Origin of the sequence: Niallia sp. FSL W8-0177 (genome assembly GCF_038006285.1) — a bacterium.
GTDB lineage: Bacteria > Bacillota > Bacilli > Bacillales > Cytobacillaceae > Niallia > Niallia circulans_A.
Map to the genome: position 1 here is coordinate 3,576,898 of NZ_JBBOUX010000001.1, position 21,785 is coordinate 3,598,682.

Annotated in this window: 25 protein-coding genes; 3 read left to right on the plus strand and 22 right to left on the minus strand. The window is 36.7% G+C overall.

Annotated features, from left to right (window positions below; all coding sequences use genetic code 11):
* Nucleotides 1-137: 137 nt before the first annotated feature.
* The 9 genes from NST77_RS17405 to gnd all read right to left on the minus strand — a co-directional run bounded on the left by NST77_RS17405 (nt 138) and on the right by gnd (nt 7,221).
* Nucleotides 138-767, minus strand: coding sequence for a bifunctional 2-keto-4-hydroxyglutarate aldolase/2-keto-3-deoxy-6-phosphogluconate aldolase (locus NST77_RS17405; protein ID WP_341123299.1), 630 nt, complete (start codon nt 765-767; stop codon nt 138-140).
* Nucleotides 768-787: 20 nt separating this feature from the next.
* Nucleotides 788-1,711 (minus strand): phosphoglycerate dehydrogenase, encoded by a 924-nt coding sequence (locus NST77_RS17410; RefSeq protein ID WP_095329693.1) that lies wholly within the window; start codon nt 1,709-1,711, stop codon nt 788-790.
* A 38-nt stretch (nt 1,712-1,749) separates the two neighbouring features.
* On the minus strand, nt 1,750-2,415 hold the full coding sequence (locus tag NST77_RS17415) for an HAD family hydrolase (protein ID WP_095329692.1): 666 nt from the start codon (nt 2,413-2,415) through the stop codon (nt 1,750-1,752).
* Between the two features lie 39 nt (nt 2,416-2,454).
* Nucleotides 2,455-3,447, minus strand: coding sequence for a D-isomer specific 2-hydroxyacid dehydrogenase family protein (locus NST77_RS17420; RefSeq protein WP_341123301.1), 993 nt, complete (start codon nt 3,445-3,447; stop codon nt 2,455-2,457).
* A 94-nt stretch (nt 3,448-3,541) separates the two neighbouring features.
* Entirely contained in the window at nt 3,542-4,036 is a 495-nt protein-coding gene (locus NST77_RS17425; protein ID WP_123258353.1) for a PTS system mannose/fructose/N-acetylgalactosamine-transporter subunit IIB, read from the minus strand.
* A gap of 27 nt (nt 4,037-4,063) precedes the next feature.
* Complete coding sequence (locus tag NST77_RS17430) at nt 4,064-4,477, minus strand: PTS sugar transporter subunit IIA (RefSeq protein ID WP_095329689.1); 414 nt, start codon at nt 4,475-4,477, stop codon at nt 4,064-4,066.
* Between the two features lie 77 nt (nt 4,478-4,554).
* Nucleotides 4,555-5,424, minus strand: a complete 870-nt coding sequence (locus tag NST77_RS17435) for a PTS system mannose/fructose/sorbose family transporter subunit IID (protein WP_047942055.1) — start codon at nt 5,422-5,424, stop codon at nt 4,555-4,557.
* 24 nt (nt 5,425-5,448) lie between these two features.
* Nucleotides 5,449-6,216 (minus strand): PTS sugar transporter subunit IIC, encoded by a 768-nt coding sequence (locus NST77_RS17440; protein ID WP_047942054.1) that lies wholly within the window; start codon nt 6,214-6,216, stop codon nt 5,449-5,451.
* A gap of 108 nt (nt 6,217-6,324) precedes the next feature.
* Nucleotides 6,325-7,221 carry a phosphogluconate dehydrogenase (NAD(+)-dependent, decarboxylating) gene (gnd, locus tag NST77_RS17445; protein ID WP_095329688.1) on the minus strand — a complete coding sequence of 299 codons (897 nt, stop codon included), beginning with the start codon at nt 7,219-7,221 and terminating at the stop codon, nt 6,325-6,327.
* 455 nt (nt 7,222-7,676) lie between these two features.
* On the opposite strand from gnd, the gene NST77_RS17450 reads away from it, so the two are divergent.
* Nucleotides 7,677-8,123, plus strand: a complete 447-nt coding sequence (locus NST77_RS17450; RefSeq protein WP_163185314.1) for a helix-turn-helix domain-containing protein — start codon at nt 7,677-7,679, stop codon at nt 8,121-8,123.
* A 230-nt stretch (nt 8,124-8,353) separates the two neighbouring features.
* Here NST77_RS17450 and NST77_RS17455 read toward each other — a convergent pair whose 3' ends face one another.
* From NST77_RS17455 to NST77_RS17470, 4 genes are all read right to left on the minus strand, one after another.
* Complete coding sequence (locus tag NST77_RS17455) at nt 8,354-8,842, minus strand: competence protein ComK (RefSeq protein WP_172859205.1); 489 nt, start codon at nt 8,840-8,842, stop codon at nt 8,354-8,356.
* A 30-nt stretch (nt 8,843-8,872) separates the two neighbouring features.
* Entirely contained in the window at nt 8,873-9,112 is a 240-nt protein-coding gene (locus NST77_RS17460) for a helix-turn-helix domain-containing protein (RefSeq protein WP_172859206.1), read from the minus strand.
* A gap of 145 nt (nt 9,113-9,257) precedes the next feature.
* Entirely contained in the window at nt 9,258-11,765 is a 2,508-nt protein-coding gene (locus NST77_RS17465; protein WP_341123302.1) for a bifunctional diguanylate cyclase/phosphodiesterase, read from the minus strand.
* A 149-nt stretch (nt 11,766-11,914) separates the two neighbouring features.
* On the minus strand, nt 11,915-12,400 hold the full coding sequence (locus NST77_RS17470) for a sigma-70 family RNA polymerase sigma factor (protein ID WP_095329683.1): 486 nt from the start codon (nt 12,398-12,400) through the stop codon (nt 11,915-11,917).
* Between the two features lie 270 nt (nt 12,401-12,670).
* Between NST77_RS17470 and NST77_RS17475 the strand changes: the two genes are divergently transcribed.
* Nucleotides 12,671-13,141: a tRNA (cytidine(34)-2'-O)-methyltransferase gene (locus tag NST77_RS17475; RefSeq protein ID WP_341123303.1), complete on the plus strand. Its 471-nt coding sequence runs from the start codon at nt 12,671-12,673 to the stop codon at nt 13,139-13,141.
* A gap of 58 nt (nt 13,142-13,199) precedes the next feature.
* Here the strand turns inward: NST77_RS17475 and NST77_RS17480 are convergent, their stop codons facing one another.
* From NST77_RS17480 to NST77_RS17500, 5 genes are all read right to left on the minus strand, one after another.
* Complete coding sequence (locus tag NST77_RS17480) at nt 13,200-13,898, minus strand: ABC transporter permease (protein WP_163185299.1); 699 nt, start codon at nt 13,896-13,898, stop codon at nt 13,200-13,202.
* Nucleotides 13,899-13,929: 31 nt separating this feature from the next.
* Nucleotides 13,930-14,853 carry an ABC transporter ATP-binding protein gene (locus NST77_RS17485; protein WP_095329681.1) on the minus strand — a complete coding sequence of 308 codons (924 nt, stop codon included), beginning with the start codon at nt 14,851-14,853 and terminating at the stop codon, nt 13,930-13,932.
* 91 nt (nt 14,854-14,944) lie between these two features.
* Nucleotides 14,945-15,877: a sensor histidine kinase gene (locus tag NST77_RS17490; protein WP_341123304.1), complete on the minus strand. Its 933-nt coding sequence runs from the start codon at nt 15,875-15,877 to the stop codon at nt 14,945-14,947.
* Entirely contained in the window at nt 15,874-16,530 is a 657-nt protein-coding gene (locus NST77_RS17495; RefSeq protein ID WP_371000040.1) for a response regulator transcription factor, read from the minus strand. The genes NST77_RS17490 and NST77_RS17495 overlap by 4 nt, the downstream gene beginning before the upstream one ends.
* A gap of 321 nt (nt 16,531-16,851) precedes the next feature.
* Entirely contained in the window at nt 16,852-17,382 is a 531-nt protein-coding gene (locus tag NST77_RS17500; RefSeq protein ID WP_095329678.1) for a dihydrofolate reductase family protein, read from the minus strand.
* 88 nt (nt 17,383-17,470) lie between these two features.
* Here NST77_RS17500 and NST77_RS17505 point away from each other — a divergent pair, with 88 nt between their 5' ends.
* On the plus strand, nt 17,471-18,430 hold the full coding sequence (locus NST77_RS17505) for a helix-turn-helix transcriptional regulator (RefSeq protein WP_095329677.1): 960 nt from the start codon (nt 17,471-17,473) through the stop codon (nt 18,428-18,430).
* Nucleotides 18,431-18,551: 121 nt separating this feature from the next.
* Here NST77_RS17505 and NST77_RS17510 read toward each other — a convergent pair whose 3' ends face one another.
* From NST77_RS17510 to NST77_RS17525, 4 genes are all read right to left on the minus strand, one after another.
* Complete coding sequence (locus tag NST77_RS17510) at nt 18,552-19,616, minus strand: SIS domain-containing protein (RefSeq protein WP_163185296.1); 1,065 nt, start codon at nt 19,614-19,616, stop codon at nt 18,552-18,554.
* A gap of 15 nt (nt 19,617-19,631) precedes the next feature.
* A complete protein-coding gene (locus NST77_RS17515) occupies nt 19,632-20,441 on the minus strand; it encodes a PTS system mannose/fructose/sorbose family transporter subunit IID (RefSeq protein WP_341123306.1) in 810 nt (269 codons plus the stop codon).
* Nucleotides 20,434-21,222, minus strand: coding sequence for a PTS mannose/fructose/sorbose/N-acetylgalactosamine transporter subunit IIC (locus tag NST77_RS17520; protein WP_095329674.1), 789 nt, complete (start codon nt 21,220-21,222; stop codon nt 20,434-20,436). The genes NST77_RS17515 and NST77_RS17520 overlap by 8 nt, the downstream gene beginning before the upstream one ends.
* 83 nt (nt 21,223-21,305) lie before the next feature.
* A complete protein-coding gene (locus tag NST77_RS17525; RefSeq protein WP_095329673.1) occupies nt 21,306-21,785 on the minus strand; it encodes a PTS sugar transporter subunit IIB in 480 nt (159 codons plus the stop codon).

Genomic DNA, 21,785 nt, shown 5'->3' on the forward strand with positions numbered 1-21,785 from the left:
AAAAAATACTAATCTTAGCTGCTTGGAAAAAACAATAGAGCGGATAGTAATCCGCTCCTATATCTCTAGCTATCCACTTGATACCTTATGCAACAACACCCTTAAAATACTCTCACAAGAACCCTCCATCTGCTTCTCTACTTCACAATCGCTACAAACTTTTCTGCTTCGCGGGTTACTGCTTCGTAATCGCCTGTGGCTGCTCCTTTTGTTAGGCTGGAGCCTGTTCCTATAGCATAGGCGCCATTTTTGATCCATTCAGCTGCGTTTTCAACGGTAACGCCGCCGCTTGGCATAAAGTTTCCTTGTGGAAGAGGTCCTTTAAAATCTTTCACAATACTTGGTCCAAAGGCTCCACCCGGGAATACTTTGATAACATCTGCGCCCAGTTCTATTGCTGTTAGTGCTTCGGTTGGTGACATCACGCCAGGCATAACGGCGACTCGGTAGCGGTGGCACATCGTAATGACTTCCGGGGACAGATTTGGTCCTACTATAAATTTTGCCCCTGCCAAAATAGCAAGTCTTGCTGTTTCCGGATCTAATACTGTTCCAGCACCAACGATTACATCCTCTCCTGCATATTTATCAGCAAGTTTTTTGATCACATCCAATGCACCAGGAATTGTCATGGTTAACTCTAAAAATTTAATGCCGCCTTGCCGAATTGCTTCACTTACACGCAGCCCTTGTTCTATATTTTGTGCTCGAATTACTGCTACAATCTTTTCCTCTTTCATTTTTGTTAAAACTTCTATTTTATCCATAAAAGATCACCTTTTTCCTTTTATTTAAAATTAGCAAGGATATTTTCAACTGCCATTAAGCTCATTTTATTGACTGCATCCACACTAGAGGCAGCAGCATGTGATCCGATAATCATATTATCCAGCTCCAGCAGTTCCTTCTTTTCTGGTGGTTCCTTTTTGAAAACATCTATTCCTGCTCCCCAAATTTTCTTATTCCGCAGAACATTATAAAGGGCATCTTCATCAATCAGTTCTCCGCGAGCTGTGTTGACCAATACAGCCGTTTCCTTCATCATGCTGAATTCTTTCTCACTAAATAAATTGTTTGTTTCTGGAGTTGCTGGTAGATGAAGAGTTATAAAGTCACTTTCTTTCACAAGGTGTTCCAAATCCACATAAGTCACCTTGTATTCTTTAGCGAACTCATTATCTGGGCAAACATCGTAAGCTAGGATATCCATGTCAAAGCCATGGGCTCTCTTAATAACGCCCTTTCCAATTGCACCGGTCCCAATCACACCAAGTGTTTTTCCATATATACCAATACTTGTTTTTTTGCTCCAATCCATTACACGGCATGATTGATCGATTTCTACTATTCTTCTCGCAATCGCTAACATTAGAGCGAAAGTAAAATCCGCGACAGAGTCGGCGTTTGCATTTCGAGTAATCGTTACTGGGATATTGTTGGCTTTGCAATAGTCGATGTCAATATTATCTGTTCCAACGCCATATTTTGAAATAACCTTTAACCGTTTCGCCTCTGCTAGGACATCAGCATTCAATGGATCCACGCCAACAATAACTGCATCTACATCCACTATTTCTTTTTTCATTTCTTCTTCCGTCATGATTCTTCCATATGGGTTAGTAACCACTTCAAAGCCATGAGCAGTTAATATTCGGCTAGCCTCTTCACTGTGTTTTCCAAAAGATCTGGGAGTAATGAGTACTTTCGGCATTTGTCTCCCTCCTTTTCTCGTTTCCTAATTTTTAGGTATTATACGAATCGTAAATATTGTTCAACTTCCGCTAAATCCCGAAAAATTTTTGGCTTGAGCTTACGAATTATATCTGTTTCCTTCACAAAATCAGGGATAAAAAATGCTGGAATGCCAGCAAGATAGGCCGCTTGAATACCTGCGGGGGAATCTTCCAATACAAGAGCCTCTTTCGGATTCACCTTTAATCGAGTACAGACTTCAAGGAAAATATCAGGGCTTGGCTTTCCATTTGGTACTTCCTCTCCTGAAACATATAAATCAATGAAAGCAAGTGTGTCTGATACAGTTAGAAATCGATGAATTACTTCTCTCGCACTTGATGAAGCTACAGCTATCTTTATGCCCTGAGACTTTAAAAAGGAAAGTAATTCGTCCAATCCTGCTTTTTTAAAATGAGGTTCTCTAATAAACAAATATTCTAATTCATGCTTTTTTAAACGCATGTATGCTCGCCACTCTTGCACAGGTTGATCTGGACCATAATAATCAGCCATTTTTCGAATAATATCTTGATTCGTTATGCCGATCAACTGTTCAAATAGTGTCCTTTCAAAAGAAAAGCCATAATGGGCAGCTGCCATTTGCCACGCTCGATAGGCTAACTTTTCCGTATCAAACATTAAGCCATCCATATCAAAAATAACTAATGATGGAATTCCCAAACTAATTCTCCTTTCATTCAATAAAACGCCTGGGACAAATCAGCCTTGGAACAACTCCACATTGACCACATTGTCCGGTCTCTCTTTTTTAAGCGTTCTTTCTATATCTGACACTACTTTTTCTCCCATTCCTCTTAAGCATTCCATTGTATAGGCGGAAGTGTGCGGGGTCACCAGAACATTTTCATATTGGAAAAATGGATGGGTTTTATCCACTGGTTCCCCTTCTAAAACATCTGTTGCGAGCCCTGCAATTTTGCCGCTCTCCAATGCCCGCAATACAGCATCCTGCGCCCACAATTCACCACGTGCCGTATTAGTGATATACACCCCTTCTTTCATTAAAGAAAATTCGTGATCAGACAGAAGATGGTAGCTTCCCTCATTAACAAATGCATTTAATGAAATAATATCGGACTGTTTTAATAATTCTTCTAAAGAAACACTTTCCGCACCTTTTTGTTCCAGTTCCTCTTTTGTTTGATAGGGATCATATGCTAGTAATCTAGCATTAAAGCCATCCTTGAAAATCTCGCCAACTCTACTTCCTATATTCCCTAATCCAATTACACCAACTGTTTTCCCATTGATTTGATGTCCAACAAATTGAGCTCGATCTGCCCAACGGCCTTCTCTTGCTGCCGTTGCTGCTGGATATGTTTTTCTCACTACTGCTAAAAGGTTAGTAACTGCATTTTCCGCCACAGCATCCCTTTCTACTAATGCAGATACAATGGTCACAATCGTCCCTTTTTCTGTTGCAGCTTCTATATCAATGTTGTTATACCCTATCCCATGACGGGAAATAATCAGTGTTTCGTCCTTTTGTTCAAAGAATTCCCTCGTAAAAAAAGGAGTAACGCTGGATATAATGATCGTAAACCCCTGCAATTTTTCTGCGAGCTCTTTTCCCGAAATATTTACAGGGAAGGTAAATATTTTTATCTCTCCAATGCTTGCAAGACGTTCTATTTGATCAGGGAATCTTTCTCCAAAACTACTTGAATTTACAATTGCAATTTTGTTTGCCATTGCTTTGTTCCTTTCCGCTTAAATTGTGCCTTACTGAACATATGGGGAAGGAATGAAATCACCTTGAGAAAACGGTACTTTCATTCCTTCATATCTATTTTTTAATCGTTTTTAATCCATCTGTTAATGAAACTTTTTTGCTGTCTGGAACCGTTTGGAAAAATATTTCGATTCCTTTGGCATGTAACGACTTTAAATTATCAACGTCTGTTTCTGTTAACGCAACGGTGGGGATAACAAATTGTGCCTCTCCCTTTTTTGAAACGCCTCCTATATTGAGCCTAGTAACAGGTAACCCCTGTTCCACAACTTCTTTCACACTAGCAATATATTTAAAAAGTAGGACAACATTATCTTTTCCAAACTGATCGCTATTCCATTTTTCAACTACTTCTTGATTGCTGTATACCTGAATCTTCAATCCAGAAGAAGAGTTTGTATTTATATAAATATCTTTCATAAATTCATCAGATGCTGTTTCGTTGTCAATAACATAAAGGGCATTAGTCCCCAAACCTTTTGACCATTTTGTCATTACTTGTCCATGAATTAAGCGATCATCTACTCTTACTAAATTGATTTTCCCCATGCTGGCCTCCCTTTTCACATTAAATATTTATTTCTTTAAGAAATTCCGATTCAAATGATGAATTCCACTTGTACCTGTTCCCTGCACTGTTTGTATTAAATTATTGGCATCTTCTTCTGTTTGGTAGAAAGTTAATAATTCAATTAACATCGGCATATTGATTCCCGTTAATATGTGTAAGTCATACTTGCTTAATAACGATAAAGATACATTAGAAGGGCTGCCGCCCAATAAATCTACAAGTAAAATGGTTTCCAAGCCGTTTTTCTCATTCTCTTGCACTATTTTACTTGCATCCTCTCGCAAATCATCTACTGATTCACCTGGGCGCAGTGCTAAAGCTCGTAAATTTCGCTGAGGTCCCATAATCATTTCTGCACTTTTAATGAGCTCGATGCCGAATTCCCCATGTGTAATCACCAAAATTGCTCGATTTTCCATACACCTGCTCCTTTACTTTGGGATAATCTAATCAATTTTTTCCTTACCTATATAATCACTTCTCAAAAATAATAGATTTATAAAACTTTGATTGCACCGAGTACAATTAATGTACCAGTTAGCCATAATAATCCTTTGGTGATATTAAAACCTTTTTTATCAAAGTATAAGTAAACACCTAATACGGTTAATAAAGGTAATAACCCTGGTAAAATCGAGTCTAAAATATCCTGCAGTACAAATTGTTTTTCTGATAGAGTAAAGGATAGTGAGCTGCTTACTTTTACATAGGACCCTGCCAAGATGCCCATCATAAACAATCCAAGAACAGATAATGCATCAATCATCGTTTTAATACGGCTGCCGGCTAAAATTTCTTTGGCCGCATTACGTCCCAACCCGTAGCCCATTCTGACAAAATAATAGCCATAAAGAAATGTTACGAGCGTGAAACCAAGGAACGGAAATAATGCTCCAAGAGGACTGCCTGCCATCGCCCATGGCAAGGCGATTGCTATAAAAATATATTGGACAGTACCGGAGTCAATAGCATCTCCAATCCCTGCTAGAGCACCCATCAATCCTACTTTTGTATTGTTGATCATGTCTGGACTCGGCGCTTCTTCCTCTTTTCCTTCAGCAAGTGCTTTCGCGCGTGACTCCTCAAGGGATGCTGTAATACCAGTCAATGTACCTCCGCCCCAAATGGCTTGCGTGTTAAAAAATAATAAGTGCCTTTGGTACGCCTCGCTTAAATCTTTTTTATCTTTATATAATTTTTTCAGAATTGGCGTCATTCCAAATAAAAAGGAAGGAGCCACCATTCTATCAAAGGTATGCGGGATTTCATTTGCCCACCACCATCTTGCCCAAGCCTTAAGCAAATCTTTTTTTGTGATTGGCTCAGGGTAATTCTCTGGACTTTGTTTCTTTTCTTCTGCGCTCATCAATCAACCCACCTTTTTAAGTTCTTAAGCTGCTTCCTTCCCTCTCGTGAATAATACATACAGACCAGCAAGAATAGCACCGAAAATCGCATACGTTACCGTATTAATCTGTAAGTCTTTTAATGCAACACTCATGAAGTATGCTAGAAAAAAGAATAAAAGCAGTTCCTTTTTACCGATAACATGCATAATAACGGCAATACCCAGAGCAGCAAGACCGCCGCCAACTACTTCAAGCACGTGGATAATTGGACCATCGCTAATTGAATTAACAAAATCAGCAACAACCGGAGCTCCATAGTAAAGAGCAATAAACACTAATGGAACATAAAGAATGAAACTTATGACAATCGGGATAATGATGACAGATGTAAATATTCCTCTGTCATTTACATCTGCTGCATATTTATCTAACACTCGCAATGCAAACGTATTCAAAAAGAAGCGGAATTGATAAGCGTAACTACCAAGTATTCCAACCGGAACTGCGATAGCCACTGCTTTTTCCGGTGTAAAATCCCCTAATACAGCTACTGTTACAGCAATAGCTGCCGCGATAGCAGGCTCACTTGGCAATGCACCTCCTGGCGCAACTGCGCCCATATAAACTAATTGAATTGCCGCTGTAATAATCATTGCTTCTGTTATATGTCCTGTTACAATTCCCACAACTAACCCTGTCATTAACGGGCTAAAGCGCAATGTTAAAGTTGCATAGCCTATCCCTCGGGACATAACGATTGCAACCCAAATGGCGATTATTAGTGCTTGACCAATGGATAGTGTTGCCATTTGTCTTATCACTCCCTTATATTTTAAAAATGTTCATAATTGCACAAACTACTACAACACTAGCCTCCTTCCGCAGAAAAATATGAAATAATTATATAAAATATAAAATTACTTCCTAATCACACGGTGGCCGCCAAATTCATTACGGAGAGCAGCGACCACTTTCGCAGAAAAACTATCCTCTTCCAAAGATCGGTTTCTCATCATTAGGGACAAAGCAATAATGGGAACAGGAACTTCTAAATCTAATGCTGTTTCAACTGTCCACTTCGCCTCACCTGATGATGCTACCATTCCACGAATATTTTCGAGTCTAGCATCTTTTTGGAAGGAGGATTCCATTAATTCCATAAGCCAGCTCCGAATGACAGAACCATTATTCCAGACAGCAGCGACTTTAGCTAAATCAAAATCATACTGACTTTGATTCAACACTTGAAATCCCTCACCAATTGCTTGCATAAAGCCATATTCAATTCCGTTATGAACCATTTTTAAGAAATGACCGCTGCCAGATTCTCCTGCATATAAGTAACCATCTTGAGTAGAAACACTTTTAAATATTGGTTCTATTCGTTCAAAAATCTCCTGTCTGCCTCCGATCATTAAACAGGCTCCCTGATTGGCACCTAAAATTCCTCCTGATGTACCTACATCTAAGAAGTGAATGCCCTTTTCCTCAGCTACTGCAGCACGGCGGATGGAGTCTTTATAATTTGCATTTCCACCATCAATGACAATATCATCCGCTTTCATTTTTCCGAGCAGCTTTTCTATCACGATTTCACTTGGTTTTCCTGCTGGTACCATCACCCATACCACTCTTGGAGATTGCATATTTATAAGCATTTGATCTATACTTTCCACAATATGTATCCCATTTTCATTCGCTCTATTTCTAGCATCACTAGATTTGTCAAAACCATAGACAGAATGATGATTGTTTGCTAAGTTTAACGCAAGGTTATATCCCATTTTTCCTAAACCAATCATTCCAATTTGCATCAAACCACTCCTTGTTTACAAACAGCTTATTCTTTGCTAATGCTTGTGACTTTGAAAAAGTATTGCCATTATTGTTTATTCTTTCATGCAGATAATATTAAGCATGAATCTACTTTTTTTCGTGTACAATTGCTAGGTTAATAGATAAATGGGCATAGCTATCCCTTCACTAATTTGCTACGCTCATCGAGCATCCTAGAAAATGATGTACCAAATAAATGCAACTTATTTATATGTCAGAAAGCTCTTACAACTTTCTGGTCCATTCTAAAAACTTAGTAACTACCGGAAACTTACTACTATTTTTTTCACAAAGTGACATTTACTAGCTAGAACACCGGTGGGCAAATATCATTTGTTAATTCAAATTATACACGTTTTTTCGAGCGAGTCAACCAAAAATAGTCGAATTTTCGTATAAATACGTTTTTTCGTGTGAAAGGAGTTTAATATTAGTGAAAAAGATTGAGCATATTGGGGAACGTATCAAATTATTAAGAGAAAAACATGGATTATCACAAGCTGCTTTCGGAAAAAGAATTGGGGTCTCTTCGGGAAATGTCGGAGACTGGGAAAGTGAGAAAAAGAAATCATTACCTGGAGCTAAAGCCATCTATACTATTGCGAAGGAATTTGAGGTTTCTGCTGATTGGTTGCTTGCTGGAGAGGAATTTTTAGGAGATTCATCCTTAAAAAGCGGAAATATAGTAATCCAGGATGACAAACCATCCATCAGCACTAGTATCATAAAAGAACGAGAATCCATTAATGAACTCGCCCCCGACGAAACATTAACAGAAGAAGCAAAAGAACTAGTTTCCATATTTAATAATTTAAATGAGCGAGATGCAGCCGAATTATTAATGATTGCTCGAATGAAACGCGATTTTGAAAGTCGGTAACGGTCGACGGTTCTTGTACAGGCATTCGTTACCCAATGGGGAATGGTTCTAGTCCTATCTTGTGCCTATAACATGGTAACAGTAGAACCATCCCTCCGATTCTCTTATATCCTCTCCTGCTAGGTTTTTAACATTTTCTAATCCTTTGGAAATAGCGATAAACTGTTCCATATAAGTAATGGGACCTCATAGGAACCTATTCCTTTCAACCCGCTATTCATTATAAGAGCCTATTGTCGGATATCCTTTCTATCTTCCATTGATTTTCTTATCCTCCATGATTTGATAATCTGTGTCTCTAGGATATAGGGAGATACTTCCGTAAAGATTTTTTCTCCATTTTTAAAAATGATAGCGCTTTTAAATTTTTCATTGTGTTTTACTGGGTGTATGTGATCGATATGCTCGGTGAAGATCCATTGACAGTGAAATTGCCTAGGAGCATGGGTGGGAAATGCATATATATTTCTTTGGGGGTTAATTGGCATAGGCAGTCTTTTCTGCATTCCTAATTTATATGTAATGGAACGACGTCTTCCATCAAAATCAGAACCTCCAATTAATAGATTCTCCTTGATTATGTCAAAGGGAGTTTCTTTGACATACACAGTCCGATCTACTTCTTTTACCACTGCGTCACATTCGATTGCTTCCATGGGCATGATGGTCATCGTCCGTTCATTGGCAATATATTTATTTAAAATACACTCTTTCTTCATCCTTTACACTCCTTCTTTTTCACACACTTTTTAATCTAGTTCCTCCATTGTCTCTTTAATAAGTACTGCATCCAGCTGTAAATCAAGTACTTCACAAATCTTATATAAGGTACTTACTTTCGGTTCCTTTTGCCCTCTTTCGATTTGTCCAAGGTGAGCATAGTGTAAGCCTGTTTCATCCGCAAGCTCAAACTGAGTGAGCTTTTTCTGTAACCTCCTCTCTTTCAGTAATTTATAATCAATACAACTTTTTTCTCCTCTTGATTTCAACTTTATCACCTCCTTTAGAACTATTATGAAGGAAATGAATAACCAGTAAAACTTCCTATAGGTAGGAATTTGTTAACATTTTGTTAATTTTTAGGAACTAACTGTAAAAACAGAAAAAAGACGGTTCGATGGAAGGTCATTGACCTCACAAGAACCGTCCCTCTGCTTCCGTTAAAAATGAAAGTATTTCGCTTGGTGGAAGGGGTTTGCTATATAAGTAGCCTTGTAGGTTAGTGCATCCTTTTCTTTTTAGGAAGTCAGACTGCTCTTGGGTTTCTACTCCTTCTGCAATCACATTCATACCTAATTCCGATGCAAGGATGATAATCGCTGAAACAATGGCTGCATCTTCCTGACTAGCAGGAAGATGACTAATAAATGACTTATCAATTTTAATCGTATCTGCTTGAAACTGTTTTAAGTACATAAAGGAAGCATATCCCGTTCCAAAGTCATCAATAGAGACTTTTATGCCCATGCTCCGCAATGTAGAAACCGTATCTCGAACAAGAGATTCATGGTTAGATAACACACTTTCTGTTATTTCTATTTCTAGGTATTCAGAAGAAATCTTATATTCCATCAGTTTTTTGCTCACTAGTGCAGCGAAATCTTGTTTTAAGAGCTGTTTAATCGATACATTGATGGCGATGGGGATTTTTATATTTAACTTTTCCCATTCTTTTATTTGAGCACATGCTTTATCTAGTATCCACTCACCAAGCAGTAAAATAAAGTCACTTTCCTCCGCAAGGGAAATAAAGGCAGCAGGACTGATTATCCCTTTCTCTGGGGAAATCCACCTAATTAATGCTTCCACTCCAATAAAATTACCTGTTTCTATATTCACTTTAGGTTGGTAATAAAGAACAAACTCGTTTTCTTTCAGTGCTTTTTTTAGATTGCTCTTTAACTGAAAAGCACTGAAAGCATTTTCATTCATTTTAGGATCATACAAATTAAAGGCATTGCCACCCACTTTCTTCATACTATACATAGCAATATCAGCGTTTTTCATCAGTTCCTCAAATGTTTGGCCATGTTCTCCACTAAGACTTATGCCGATGCTTCCATGGGTGGAAAATTCTTGACCATCTATAATGATCGGTTCTTCAATTGCTTGGAGAATTTTAGCAGCTAATGCACGTAAGCTGGATTTGCTCGTATACTTACTAATTAATATAACAAATTCATCCCCGCCCATTCGTGCCACCACATTCTTTTCACCAATGGCTTCTTGAATTCGTTTCCCTACTTCTTGTATTAACCTATCTCCTGAAGAATGACCAAAAGTATCGTTATGTGGTTTTAAGTTATCTAAATCTAAAAACATAACTGCAAGGTGGTTCGTTTCTTGTAAGCGCTGCGAGAAGATCTCCTTTAAATACCGCAAATTCGGCAGATTTGTTAAACTATCATAATTTGCGAGATATTTAATTTTTTCTTCATGGAAATGGCGCTCCAATGCAATTCCTGTCAAATGACTAAAATCTTTCAACATTTCAATGTCAGAATCCTTTGGTTCTACCGGTTCCTTATAATAAATAGCAAATGTTCCTAATAAGGAGTCTTTAGATGAGATAATGGGCAATGACCAGCAGGAACGCAATCCATTCGCGAGTGCAATTTCCCTCCAATTTGACCAAGATGGATCTGTTTCTATATCCGCTGTAATTTTTAATTCCTTCATGTATGCTGAATGGCCACAGGAGGCAAAATTCTCTCCTACAGGAAACTTATCAATCTTTTCGATGAATGTAGAATCCAGGTTTGGACCATAGCCAAAACGCAGCCAATTCTGCTCTTCTTCATAATACATAATCGAACAAATTCCTTTTAAAAGTTCTTCTACACTTTCAGTAATATATTCAATTATTTGTTCTAATGGTTCACCCACGGCAATTCTTGATAAAGTAGTCTTTTGTTTCTTTTGCAGTTCCTCTATGTTTTTCTTGTCTGTTATATCTTGAGCGATTCCATGTATACCAATAACTTGATCATTTAACTTCAGAGGAATCGTCGTCAATTTGATATCCCGAATTTCCCCATCTTTTCGAATGATTTGTGTTTCAATCCCTTGAGTCGTTCCACAACAGACCTTGTCAAAACGCTGCAGCACTTTCGGAAGTTGTTCAGGTACGATTAAATCACGGAAATTTAATCTCGTTAATTCCTCCTTTGTATACCCGCTGATTTCTTCTGCAACTTTATTAACATCTAAAAAATTACCTTTCTTATCCAAGGTATAGACTCCATCTGGATCATGTAGAAATAGAGATTTATACGTTTGTTCACTTTTTTCTAATTTTGTAATGTCTCGTCCAAATACGATTAGATTTTGACGATTTCCAGCTGAATCAAATATCGGTACCTTAATTACCTCATATATACGCTCTTGGTTATAGAAGAAAATGGACTCTTTTACTTCTATCTGTTTTCCTGTCTTCCACGCTTGAAGATCACTTTTTACAATGGCAGGCACATATTCAGCAAAATGGGGATATAACTCTCCTAATTCCTCGTTTGTTTTCCCTAGGTATTCCTCTATATTAAAAAGTTTCAATGTTTTACGATTCGCTTCCATCCAGCGACCCTCTTTATCCTTTATAATAATAATATCAGGACTTGCATTTATATATGGTTCTAAATTCATTGCTCTCTCCCTAATTTCTACGGTCATATACAATCCATTATATAGCTTCAGCAAGATTTGGACTATATTGAATTCTTGGACAGTTTATTCATGGAAAGAGGATGGTCCATCTTATAAAGGGTTCTCATAGTTGGTAGTTCTCGCTCTTTTTAGAATTCCAATATCCGCTTCAACTTCTCCTTCGCTCCCTTGCGCCACCACTTTACAGCAGAAGGCGAAACTCTTTCGTTCTGTGCTATTTCTTCTACAGTCATCTGATGAACAAAGGTGGCAATAACCCAAGTTGTTTCTCTTTCAGATAGTTCCTTGCAAAGATCTTTTATGTAGTCCTCTTCTTCTCTGTATAGAATAGGACTTTCCATCAGCGCCCAGAACTCCTCACTTGGGTAAGCATTTCTTTCTGCCTCTCTTGTCCGCCGCTTCAATTCATCAAGAAATCTTCCTTGCATATGTCGATATAAATAATTGCTGTATTTACCCTTTTCCTCTTTAAAATGACTCATCGTTTCCCAAATGCTTATTAAACCAATTTGAAAAAACTCTTGCTTATCTTTATAAATCAGCAACTTTTTTATCATATGGTGGATCATCGGTGTAAACTCCTCCACTAATTGCTCGTAATTCTTCCCTTCCACGTTCGTTTCCTTCCAGAAAAGCGCCTTTCCTTTTTATTCCTAGGTACCTTTACTTTATGGAAAAATTGAGTGCCTTTCGATTGAAGAAAAAATAAGTTAGAATACCAAAAACACAAGTAATAATTAGAATTGACGTCTAACTTGAAGTTAGAGTGAGGATTATTTGATAAATAGCAATATTTTAAGAGACTGATATCTTTTAAATAAGTCTGCTGCTAGCCCAAAATATGCTATAATTCGAAGGGGAAAATATAGATAGAGGTGACATTCATGGCCATACACGTTGTTTTGTATCAGCCAGAAATTCCGGCTAATACTGCCAATATTGCGCGTACTTGTGCAGGAACAAATACAGCTCTGCATTTAATTCGACCACTTGGTTTTTCAACCGATGAAAAGATGATCGAACAAGCAGGTCTAGATTTCTGGGAGAACGTAAACATTACCTATTACGATTCATTAGACGATTTTTTTGTGAAAAATCAAGGTGAATTTTACTATATTGAGACATTCGCAGAGAAAACATATACAGCCTACGATTTCACTGATCAATCAAAGGACTATTATTTCATATTTGGAAAAGAAACAACGGGCTTGCCAAAAGACTTACTAGAAACACATAAGGACCATTTTCTACGAATTCCAATGACCGAACACATCCGGTCCCTGAACCTTTCCAACACAGCAGCAATACTAGTATTTGAAGCATTACGACAACAAAGATATTCACAAATAAAATAAGGAAGCAGCATCTCCTCTGCTTCCCTTTTTTCATTGGTTTTCTTGGCTCCTGAAATAATTACTGTAAATCAATTGAATCCATCTTGCGTATAGTCATGTTAACAATGCCAATAGCAACAATTGTTAAAGCGATAGGGATATAAATAATATTAGCCAAGGAAAAGTCCGTCCCGATCGAGGAACACATGATCATGACAATCAACAGAGAGGAGCCAATTGTTGCAGGGGTTGAATAATTTCTCATCCCAAAATAGAGAGGCACAAGCGATGCACCAGCAGTTGCCACATTAAACATCAAAATATTTAATAGCTCGGAAAGAAATTGATTGATCGTTATATTCATTTCAACTGTTAGATGCAATACTTGATTTAGCCCGAGAAAACTCAATACAACAAACAGATTAGAAATAATCAATGTCACGAATGTCATGATAAAAATCAAGACAATCTTTGCGCTCATTATTTTTTTCCGATCTATTGGGTAAGAAAACAAAACAAGCGCAGTTCGATTTTTGAACTCATCTATGATTACCTTCGAAATTAGTACAGAAGCAAAAACAACAAATACGCCACGAACCATTGTTCCAGCTACCATGGAATAATCCGCAAAGCTTTGAAAGGATTCCTCTCCTTCCATTATTTGCTCGAAAGTAATCATGCATAATAACCCAAGAATAACGATATTAGCAATAATAGCTCCTTTAATAAACCAACCTAATTTATGTTTTCTAAGCTCCAGCTTGATTAAATGAAACAAAATATATCCTCCTATTATCATTAAAAGTTAATTAATGATTGATTTTTTCCAATCCAACTTTCTTTATAAAATATTCTTCTAATGAGGTTTGTTTCTTTGTTATAGACTCCACATCAATATCCTCTACTATCAACGTTTTCGTTATTTGTGATGGTAGAATGGCTGTATCATAAATTCGAATAACATCATCATCGATCACTTTCAAATTATTCATATTCAATTTATTGTGTAAAACAAAAGCTGCTTTGCGCTGATTATTTGTTACTAACTCCAGATAATCTGTATTTTTCGCTTTTATAGAATCCATCGTTGCTTCTTCGATAAGTTTACCGTTTTTTATTACACCAATCGTGTCTGCAATTTGTTCAATTTCACCGATTATATGACTAGAAACCAAAATGGTCATTCCATATTCTTTATTAAGGATATTAAACAATCTTCTCATTGACTTAATCCCAGCTGGATCTAGCCCATTAATCGGCTCATCTAAAATTAATAATTCCGGCTTGGTGATAATTGCTCTGGCAACACATAAACGCTGCCTCATCCCCAAGGAAAAGTCTTTTGGTTTCATCGCTTCCACATTTTCAAGACCGACCCACTCTAATGCTTCCTTAATTGCTTTTTTGTTATGATAACCCATGTACTCACAATGTAATTCTAGATTTTCTAAAGCAGTCATTTTTTCATAAAAAATTGGATACTCAATCATGCTGCCAATTCTCGTCAGGTAATCAAAGGAATTCGGAAGAAGGGGCTTTCCGAAGATTGTAATACTTCCTTGTGTAGGCTTAATCATATTGGTCAGCATCTTCATAATCGTTGATTTCCCAGCACCATTAGGACCAAGAAATCCATATACTTCTCCTTGTTTAATATGAAGGGAAACCTGGGATACGACTTCACGTCCTTGTATTGTTTTGGTTAAATCTTTTGTTCGTACAGCATAGTCCATCTAAATCCTCCTCATTTACTATCTGTATTCATTTTAGCTCCTATCCCTTGCTTTTTTCTGTCTTAAATCTTACAAAAACCTTAAGTTTCCCTTACCCATTCATTCGCCTAAAGGTAATGTAAAATGAAGTTTTTTCATATGGAATAGAATGCACAGAAATTTCTCCGTTCATCTCTTCGACAAGCCTTTTGGTAATAGTTAGCCCTAAACCACTACCTTGAAATGCTTTATTCCTCGAATCGTCAAGTGTAAATAGGCGCTCAAAGATATTCGCTTGGTCAGCTTCGTCGATTCCCTTCCCGCGATCAAACACTTCTATATATACATGCTGTTCATCAAAATGCAGGCTTAATCCAATTACCTTCCCATCGAGACCATAACGGATCGCATTCGAAAGGAGGTTATGTAAAACACGATTTACAGCTTCCTCATTTCCCAGTGCAAAGACAGACTCATCAGGTATATCAATCATTACCTCTAGCCCTTTGGCTCTTATCCAATCATGGAATGTTAAGATATTTTTCCTGCATAGTTCAGATAAATTTACTATTTCAAGGGGAATTTCTTTATCACCAGACTCTAGCTTTGCTAGATCAAAGAATGTATTCATTAATTGAATAAGCTCCATTGTTTTGTCATGCACCTGACTTAATAATTGCACTCTTTCTGTTTCTGTAATGGGAAAATCTTTCTGAAACATTTCAATATAACCGGCTATTACAGTAAGAGGCGTTTTTAAGTCATGGGAAATATTTGCAAGCATACGCTTCATAGAATGTTCCATTTTGATAAATTCTCGGGACTTTTCGTGACGGTCATCTAATACTTGATTGATGCTTATAAGGAGATCTCTTAATTGTTGATCATTTGAGACAACGAGAATTCTTTCATTTGTTTGCATGTGAAGAATTTTTTTCAGTTTGTTTGATATATATGCTATATGTTGATCCCGATTTTTCCTTTGTCGATATTGATAGACGTTAAAAATAAGAAGAACCAAAATAATACTGATCCAGATAATCATTCAAACTCCCCTAACTTATAACCAATCCCCCATATTGTTTTGATATAAATAGGATCAGAGGGATTATCCTCAATTTTTTCGCGCAATCGTCTCATATGGACATTAATAACATTATCATCACCAAAATAATCATCGCTCCAAACAGAACGATAAATTTGTTCCTTTGTAAACACTTTCTTTTGGTTGCTAAAAAACAAAAGCAGAATCTTCCATTCTGTCGCTGTCAAATTAATTTCCAAACCATTCTTCCATACCCGATGATTTTCTTTATCTAATTCCAATTCATAGACTTTCATCCTTGATGGCTTAGATTCTTCACGACTTTTGTCAGCGTACTGTGTCGATCTCCTAATCGCTGCTTTTACTCTTGCAGCTAGTTCAATCATAGAAAATGGTTTTGTTATATAATCATCTGCGCCAAACCCTAATCCTAAAGCTTTATCAATCTCTGTGTCTTTCGCTGACATGATGATAACAGGAATATAACTAGTTGTTCTGATACTTTGAAGAACATCCATTCCACTCAATTCTGGTAACATGATATCTAATAAAATCAAATCATAACGCTTTTCCTTAAACATTTGTCCTGCCGTCTTCCCATCAAAAACACATTCCACCTTAAATCCTTCATTATGTAAATATCTTTTTACCATATCACTAATCGCAAGATCATCTTCCACAAGTAAAATAGTTTTTTGCACCTAAACTCCCCCTCTCTTATTTCCCTACATATAAGAGCTAATTATTCTATAAAATATATATATACCTTTTATACTACTATAAGTAGTATAAATTAATAATGGCATTTATATGGAGATTTACGAAAAGCACACGTGAGAAAAGATTCCTTTTGCTTACATTCCTATCCTATTTGGACAAAAAAAACTGCGCCTCCCGTTGTTAGATGTATCTAACAACGGGGCGCAGTAAAAGGACCGGGTTTTAGATATTTCAACTTTTTTTAGCCCAATCTCTTACCTTCTCCTTTCATAATGAACCTCAACAAACTGGTTATAACATTTCGTTCCTTTTAAGATCAATTCCAATTGATAATCAGCTTCTTTAAATAAAGGAATTCCTTCTCCAATTATTGCAGGGGCGATGGTAAGAATGAACTCATCTATTAACTTCTCTTTAAGAAAAGAATGTAATAGTTCTCCCCCGCCAACCATCCATATATTCTTTCCCTCTTGTTTTTTTAATTTATTTGCAAACTCGATGATGTCATCCTTTATAAATGTCACCTCGTCTGTATCCTTGTGTTCCTGTCTCGAAAAAACATAGCATTCCTTATTTTTATAAGAAAAATCATTAGTATGATTGATAATCCAATCATATGTTTTTCTTCCCATTAGAATAGTATCTATCGTTTCGTAGAATGCAGAAAACCCATTATCTCCTTCGCCTTCTACTTTAAATAACCATTCTAATGATTCATCTTTTGCAGCAATATAACCATCCAGACTTGTTGCCGTAAATAATACGATATTCCGCTGTTTTTTCATATACATTCCTCCTAAAATGTTCGATGGTTATAGTATAATATTTAATAATGACACCTTTTGTCATATATAAAATTTTAGAGGTGATTATATGCGGGCTGATCGGTTGATATCCATTTTGCTCCTGTTACAAAATAGAGGGAAAATGACAACAAAAGAATTAGCGAAGGAATTAGAAGTTACAGAAAGAACAATCCATCGGGATATGGATGCTTTAAGTACAGCAGGAATACCCATTGTAGCAGAAAGAGGGAAAATGGGCGGATGGACATTGCTTGACCAGTATCGTACGAACTTAACTGGATTAAAGTATGATGAAATGTTATCTTTGCTTATTTCTCCTTCTGTTCAATTGTTATCCGATCTCGGATTAGCAAAAGAATGGCATGATGCCCGCCAGAAAATGGTTGCCGCACTCCCGAACGCTTTTCGACAACGTTCCCTCGATGTCTGGAACCGAATTCATATAGATACAACCGCATGGAAACAACCAGCGAAAAAAACTGTTTCCTTTAAGATAATACAAGAAGCAATTTGGAAAGAAAAAGTACTGCATATTCAATATGAGCGAGCAGATGGAAATGTAATTTTTCGGATGGTCAATCCTTTAGGATTAGTAGCTAAAGGAAATACTTGGTACTTAATTGCCTCCTCAGACGAAAAGATACGAAATTATCGAGCATCCAGACTCCTGTCCCTAGTGATGACAGAGGAAGCTTTTACTAGACCACTGGACTTCAATTTGGAGAAATATTGGCTGGAATCCACACAAACTTTTATTAGCTCTCTTCCTGAGTTTAAGGTAGAAGTGGAAGCATCGCCATCGATTATTCATAGAATGAAATTCACCACACGTTTTGTGCAAATCGAAAGAATAGGAACACCAACTGCAGAGGGATGGTTCCCTGTAAGCCTGCGCAGTGATACAGAACAAGAAGCAATTGCCTATATTCTAGGCTTTGGCGATCAAATCAGAGTCATCTCCCCTTCCCCGCTGAAACAGGAAATTTACCAAATGGCGAAGAAGATAGTTGATTTTTATAACCGGTAGCGGACGGAGGAGAGCGTTGCTACTGATGGGAAAGAAACGATAGAAGAGGAGCTTAATTTAAAAAGTCTATCTTTCATTAGGATAGAAAGATAGACTTTTACTGATTGACTATTGCTGATTCTTATATTTTCCCGCTCAATTTTTTGCTTTCTAATTTCATATGGAATTTCGGATCTTTTGGTGTACTTGGATTAATTCCTTTTAAAGCAGGGACTATTGCACATATTAACTGCACTGCTATTGGATACACAAATGAATGATACAAATAATTATCTCCATTTTCTATTACTAAATTCTTATCCTCAAAGCCCTCTACCTTACTGCCAATAATATAGATATTATCTGTCCAGTCTGATAAGACGCTAATTAATTTATTTACTCTCGGCTCTTCTCCGGTATGCAAGAATATAATTGTAGAGTCTTCATTAATTGCGTTGTAGATTCCATGAATAAATTCTTCAAATTCATAACCCGTTACAGGAACACGCATCGTCTCTAATAATTTTAAAGCACTTTCTAAAGTATCCCCATATAATTCATCGGTACCAACAATTCTTATTTCTTTTGCATTTTTTAGTTTTTCACTATTCTTTTGCACCCATTCTTCCGCAGAATAGTAAATATCTATAAAGGCATCGCTCGTTTTATTTAATATTTCTATCACTTGCTTCGTTTCCTCACTACTCAATTTCCCATTTTCTTCTCCAATATAAAGAGCTAAAAGAAGCAAATTTAATTTTGTACAATAAAATCCTTTTGTTTTTGCACCTGATTTCTCTTCCCCACATTGAACAGTCAGTACATAATCAGCAATTTCATCAATTAATGCATTATCCGTTCCCGCCATGGATGCTATAATACATCCTGACTCTTTTGCTAATTTCATAGAATTATAGGTAGAATAACTACTTCCCCCTTGCGAGATTCCAATAAAGAGAGTATTTTTTGTGTCCTTTGTTAATAATTCCTCTGTAATTTGAAAAGGATAATAAGCTTCTACAGATAATCCAGTTAACTCACGCATTTTTTGTTGAACTTGCGCTCCTGAATGATAACTAGTTCCTGATCCTGTAATAATAATTCTATTAATCTCCTCTTTTTTAACAGTAGAAAACAGCTCACTTGATAGTGCAATTATTTCCTTCATTTTTGCTGGGGTTTCTTTTAAATAATCTGTAATATTCATTAATAATCTCTCCTTTTATAATATTCCAATCCAATGTATAATTATTCCAATAAAAACAGTCGCAATTGTCATCTTAGATATGCTTACTTTTTTTCTAATCATCCAAAAGACAACAAATGTTACTAATATTGGCAAAAGATTAGGCAAAATTTGATTCAATATGTCTTGAATTACTACTTCTGCACCATTTACGCTAAATTTCAATGGTGTGGTGATTTTTAACATAGTTGCTACCATTGCTCCCACTACAAGTAATCCAACTGTAGTAGCCATTGCCATAATTTTGTCCATCAGACCTTCTTTTTGGATTCTTTCCAATGAATTCACACCAACAGAATAACCAAACTTTAATCCAAAAACCCTTACTAATATATTGGGAACATTATAAAGCAGTAAAAACAGGATAGGTCCAATCAAATTGCCATGCTCTGCAAAGGATATACCAATACCAGCAGCAATTATCCTCAATGTTCCCCAAAATAATGAATCTCCAATACCAGCTAACGGTCCCATAAGTGCGGTTTTTACAGCATTAATCGAACTAGTGTCAAAATCTTTATTATTTGCATTTTGTTCCTCCATCGCTGCACTAATTCCAGCAATAGTTGGAGAAACAACTGGTGTTGTATTAAAAATTTCCAAATGTCTTTTTAAAGCCTGTGCCTGTTCTTCTTCCTTTTCATATAATCTTTTGATTACTGGGATCATCGTATAACAAAAGCCGAGATTCTGTATTCTCTCATAGTTAAAGGCACCCTGCAGAGCAAATGACCGCCAAAAAACGCTTTGCAAGTCTTTTTTACTGAGCTTCTTCCCCTCACTCAAAGTTAATCTCTCCCTCCGTTAAATTATTACTTTCGTCCTTCTTCTTTCCAGCATCGTTATTATTAATGAAAAAGTTTAATAGGATTGCTAAACATACACCCATTAACGCTATTGCCATAACATCAAGTTCTAGATATGATGCCGATAAGAAACCGATAAAGAAAAATACGGCCATTTTTTTAGAAAACAGCATATCCATCAAGAGAGCAAACCCAATGGCTGGCAGCAGGTTTCCGGCAATAGTCATTCCTTCTAAAATCACCTTTGGAACTGAATTAATTAGATAAGAAACTTTATCTGCCCCCAATAAAATTGCTAAAAAGGTTGGAACAAACACACTTAGGAAAAATAAAGAGATAGGTATCCACATCATGAGGGTAACTTTTTTAAAATCAGCTTTTTGGGCGTAATGATCTGCTTTATGTACAAAATAAGTATTAATTACCCTTACAAGTACACCTAGTGATTGAGCTAAAACGGCAATAGGAACTGCAAGTGCCAAAGCAACTTCCGGCCCCTTTCCAGAAATGATCGCAAAAGCAGTACCTAAGACTCCTCCTGTCACAACATCGGGTGGTGTAGATGAACCGATGCCAGCGATCCCCATCCAGATTAATTCTAGTTGGGCGCCAATAATAATCCCTGTCTTAAAATCACCAAGAACTAATCCAACCAATGCACCCAATACTAAAGGGCGTTCTAACATCAAGACTCCGAATAATCTGCTATCTAATATTCCTATACCGGCTATTAACCCCAATAATATTGCCTCATATAACAAAAATCTCGCCTCCCCTTATTCTTACTACCATTTTCTTAGATATGATGACGACCATTGTTCGTAGATCTTGATGAAATATTTTTTTATTTTAGTAAATCGCTGAATAATTGTTTTTTATCTCTTGGCAATATTCTGAAATCCAAATTTATACCTAGTTGCTCTATTTGTTTCAGGTTGTTAATATCTTTTTCGCTGACTGCAACTAAATCAGTCAACTTTTTCTTCCCTTCTTCGTATCTTAGCCCCCCTACATTTATCTCACTTATGGCACCTTGGGAGTTCTTAGCAACTTCTAACGCATCATCCGTATTTCTTACCAGAACTAATACATTACTTTTCTTCGCTTCAGCAAATTTACTAATTATTTCTCCAGATTCTGCAACTCCCCTAATATATAATTTCACATTATTAGGTTTAGCCAAATCGAGTGCCATTGCTTTTACTTTGTCATTTTTCGCTTCGTCATTTACCACAAGAATAACATTAGCACCAACAGAAGGTGACCAGCCAAAAGCAACTTGCCCATGGAGGAGACGATCATCAATTCTGAATAAAGAAATCAT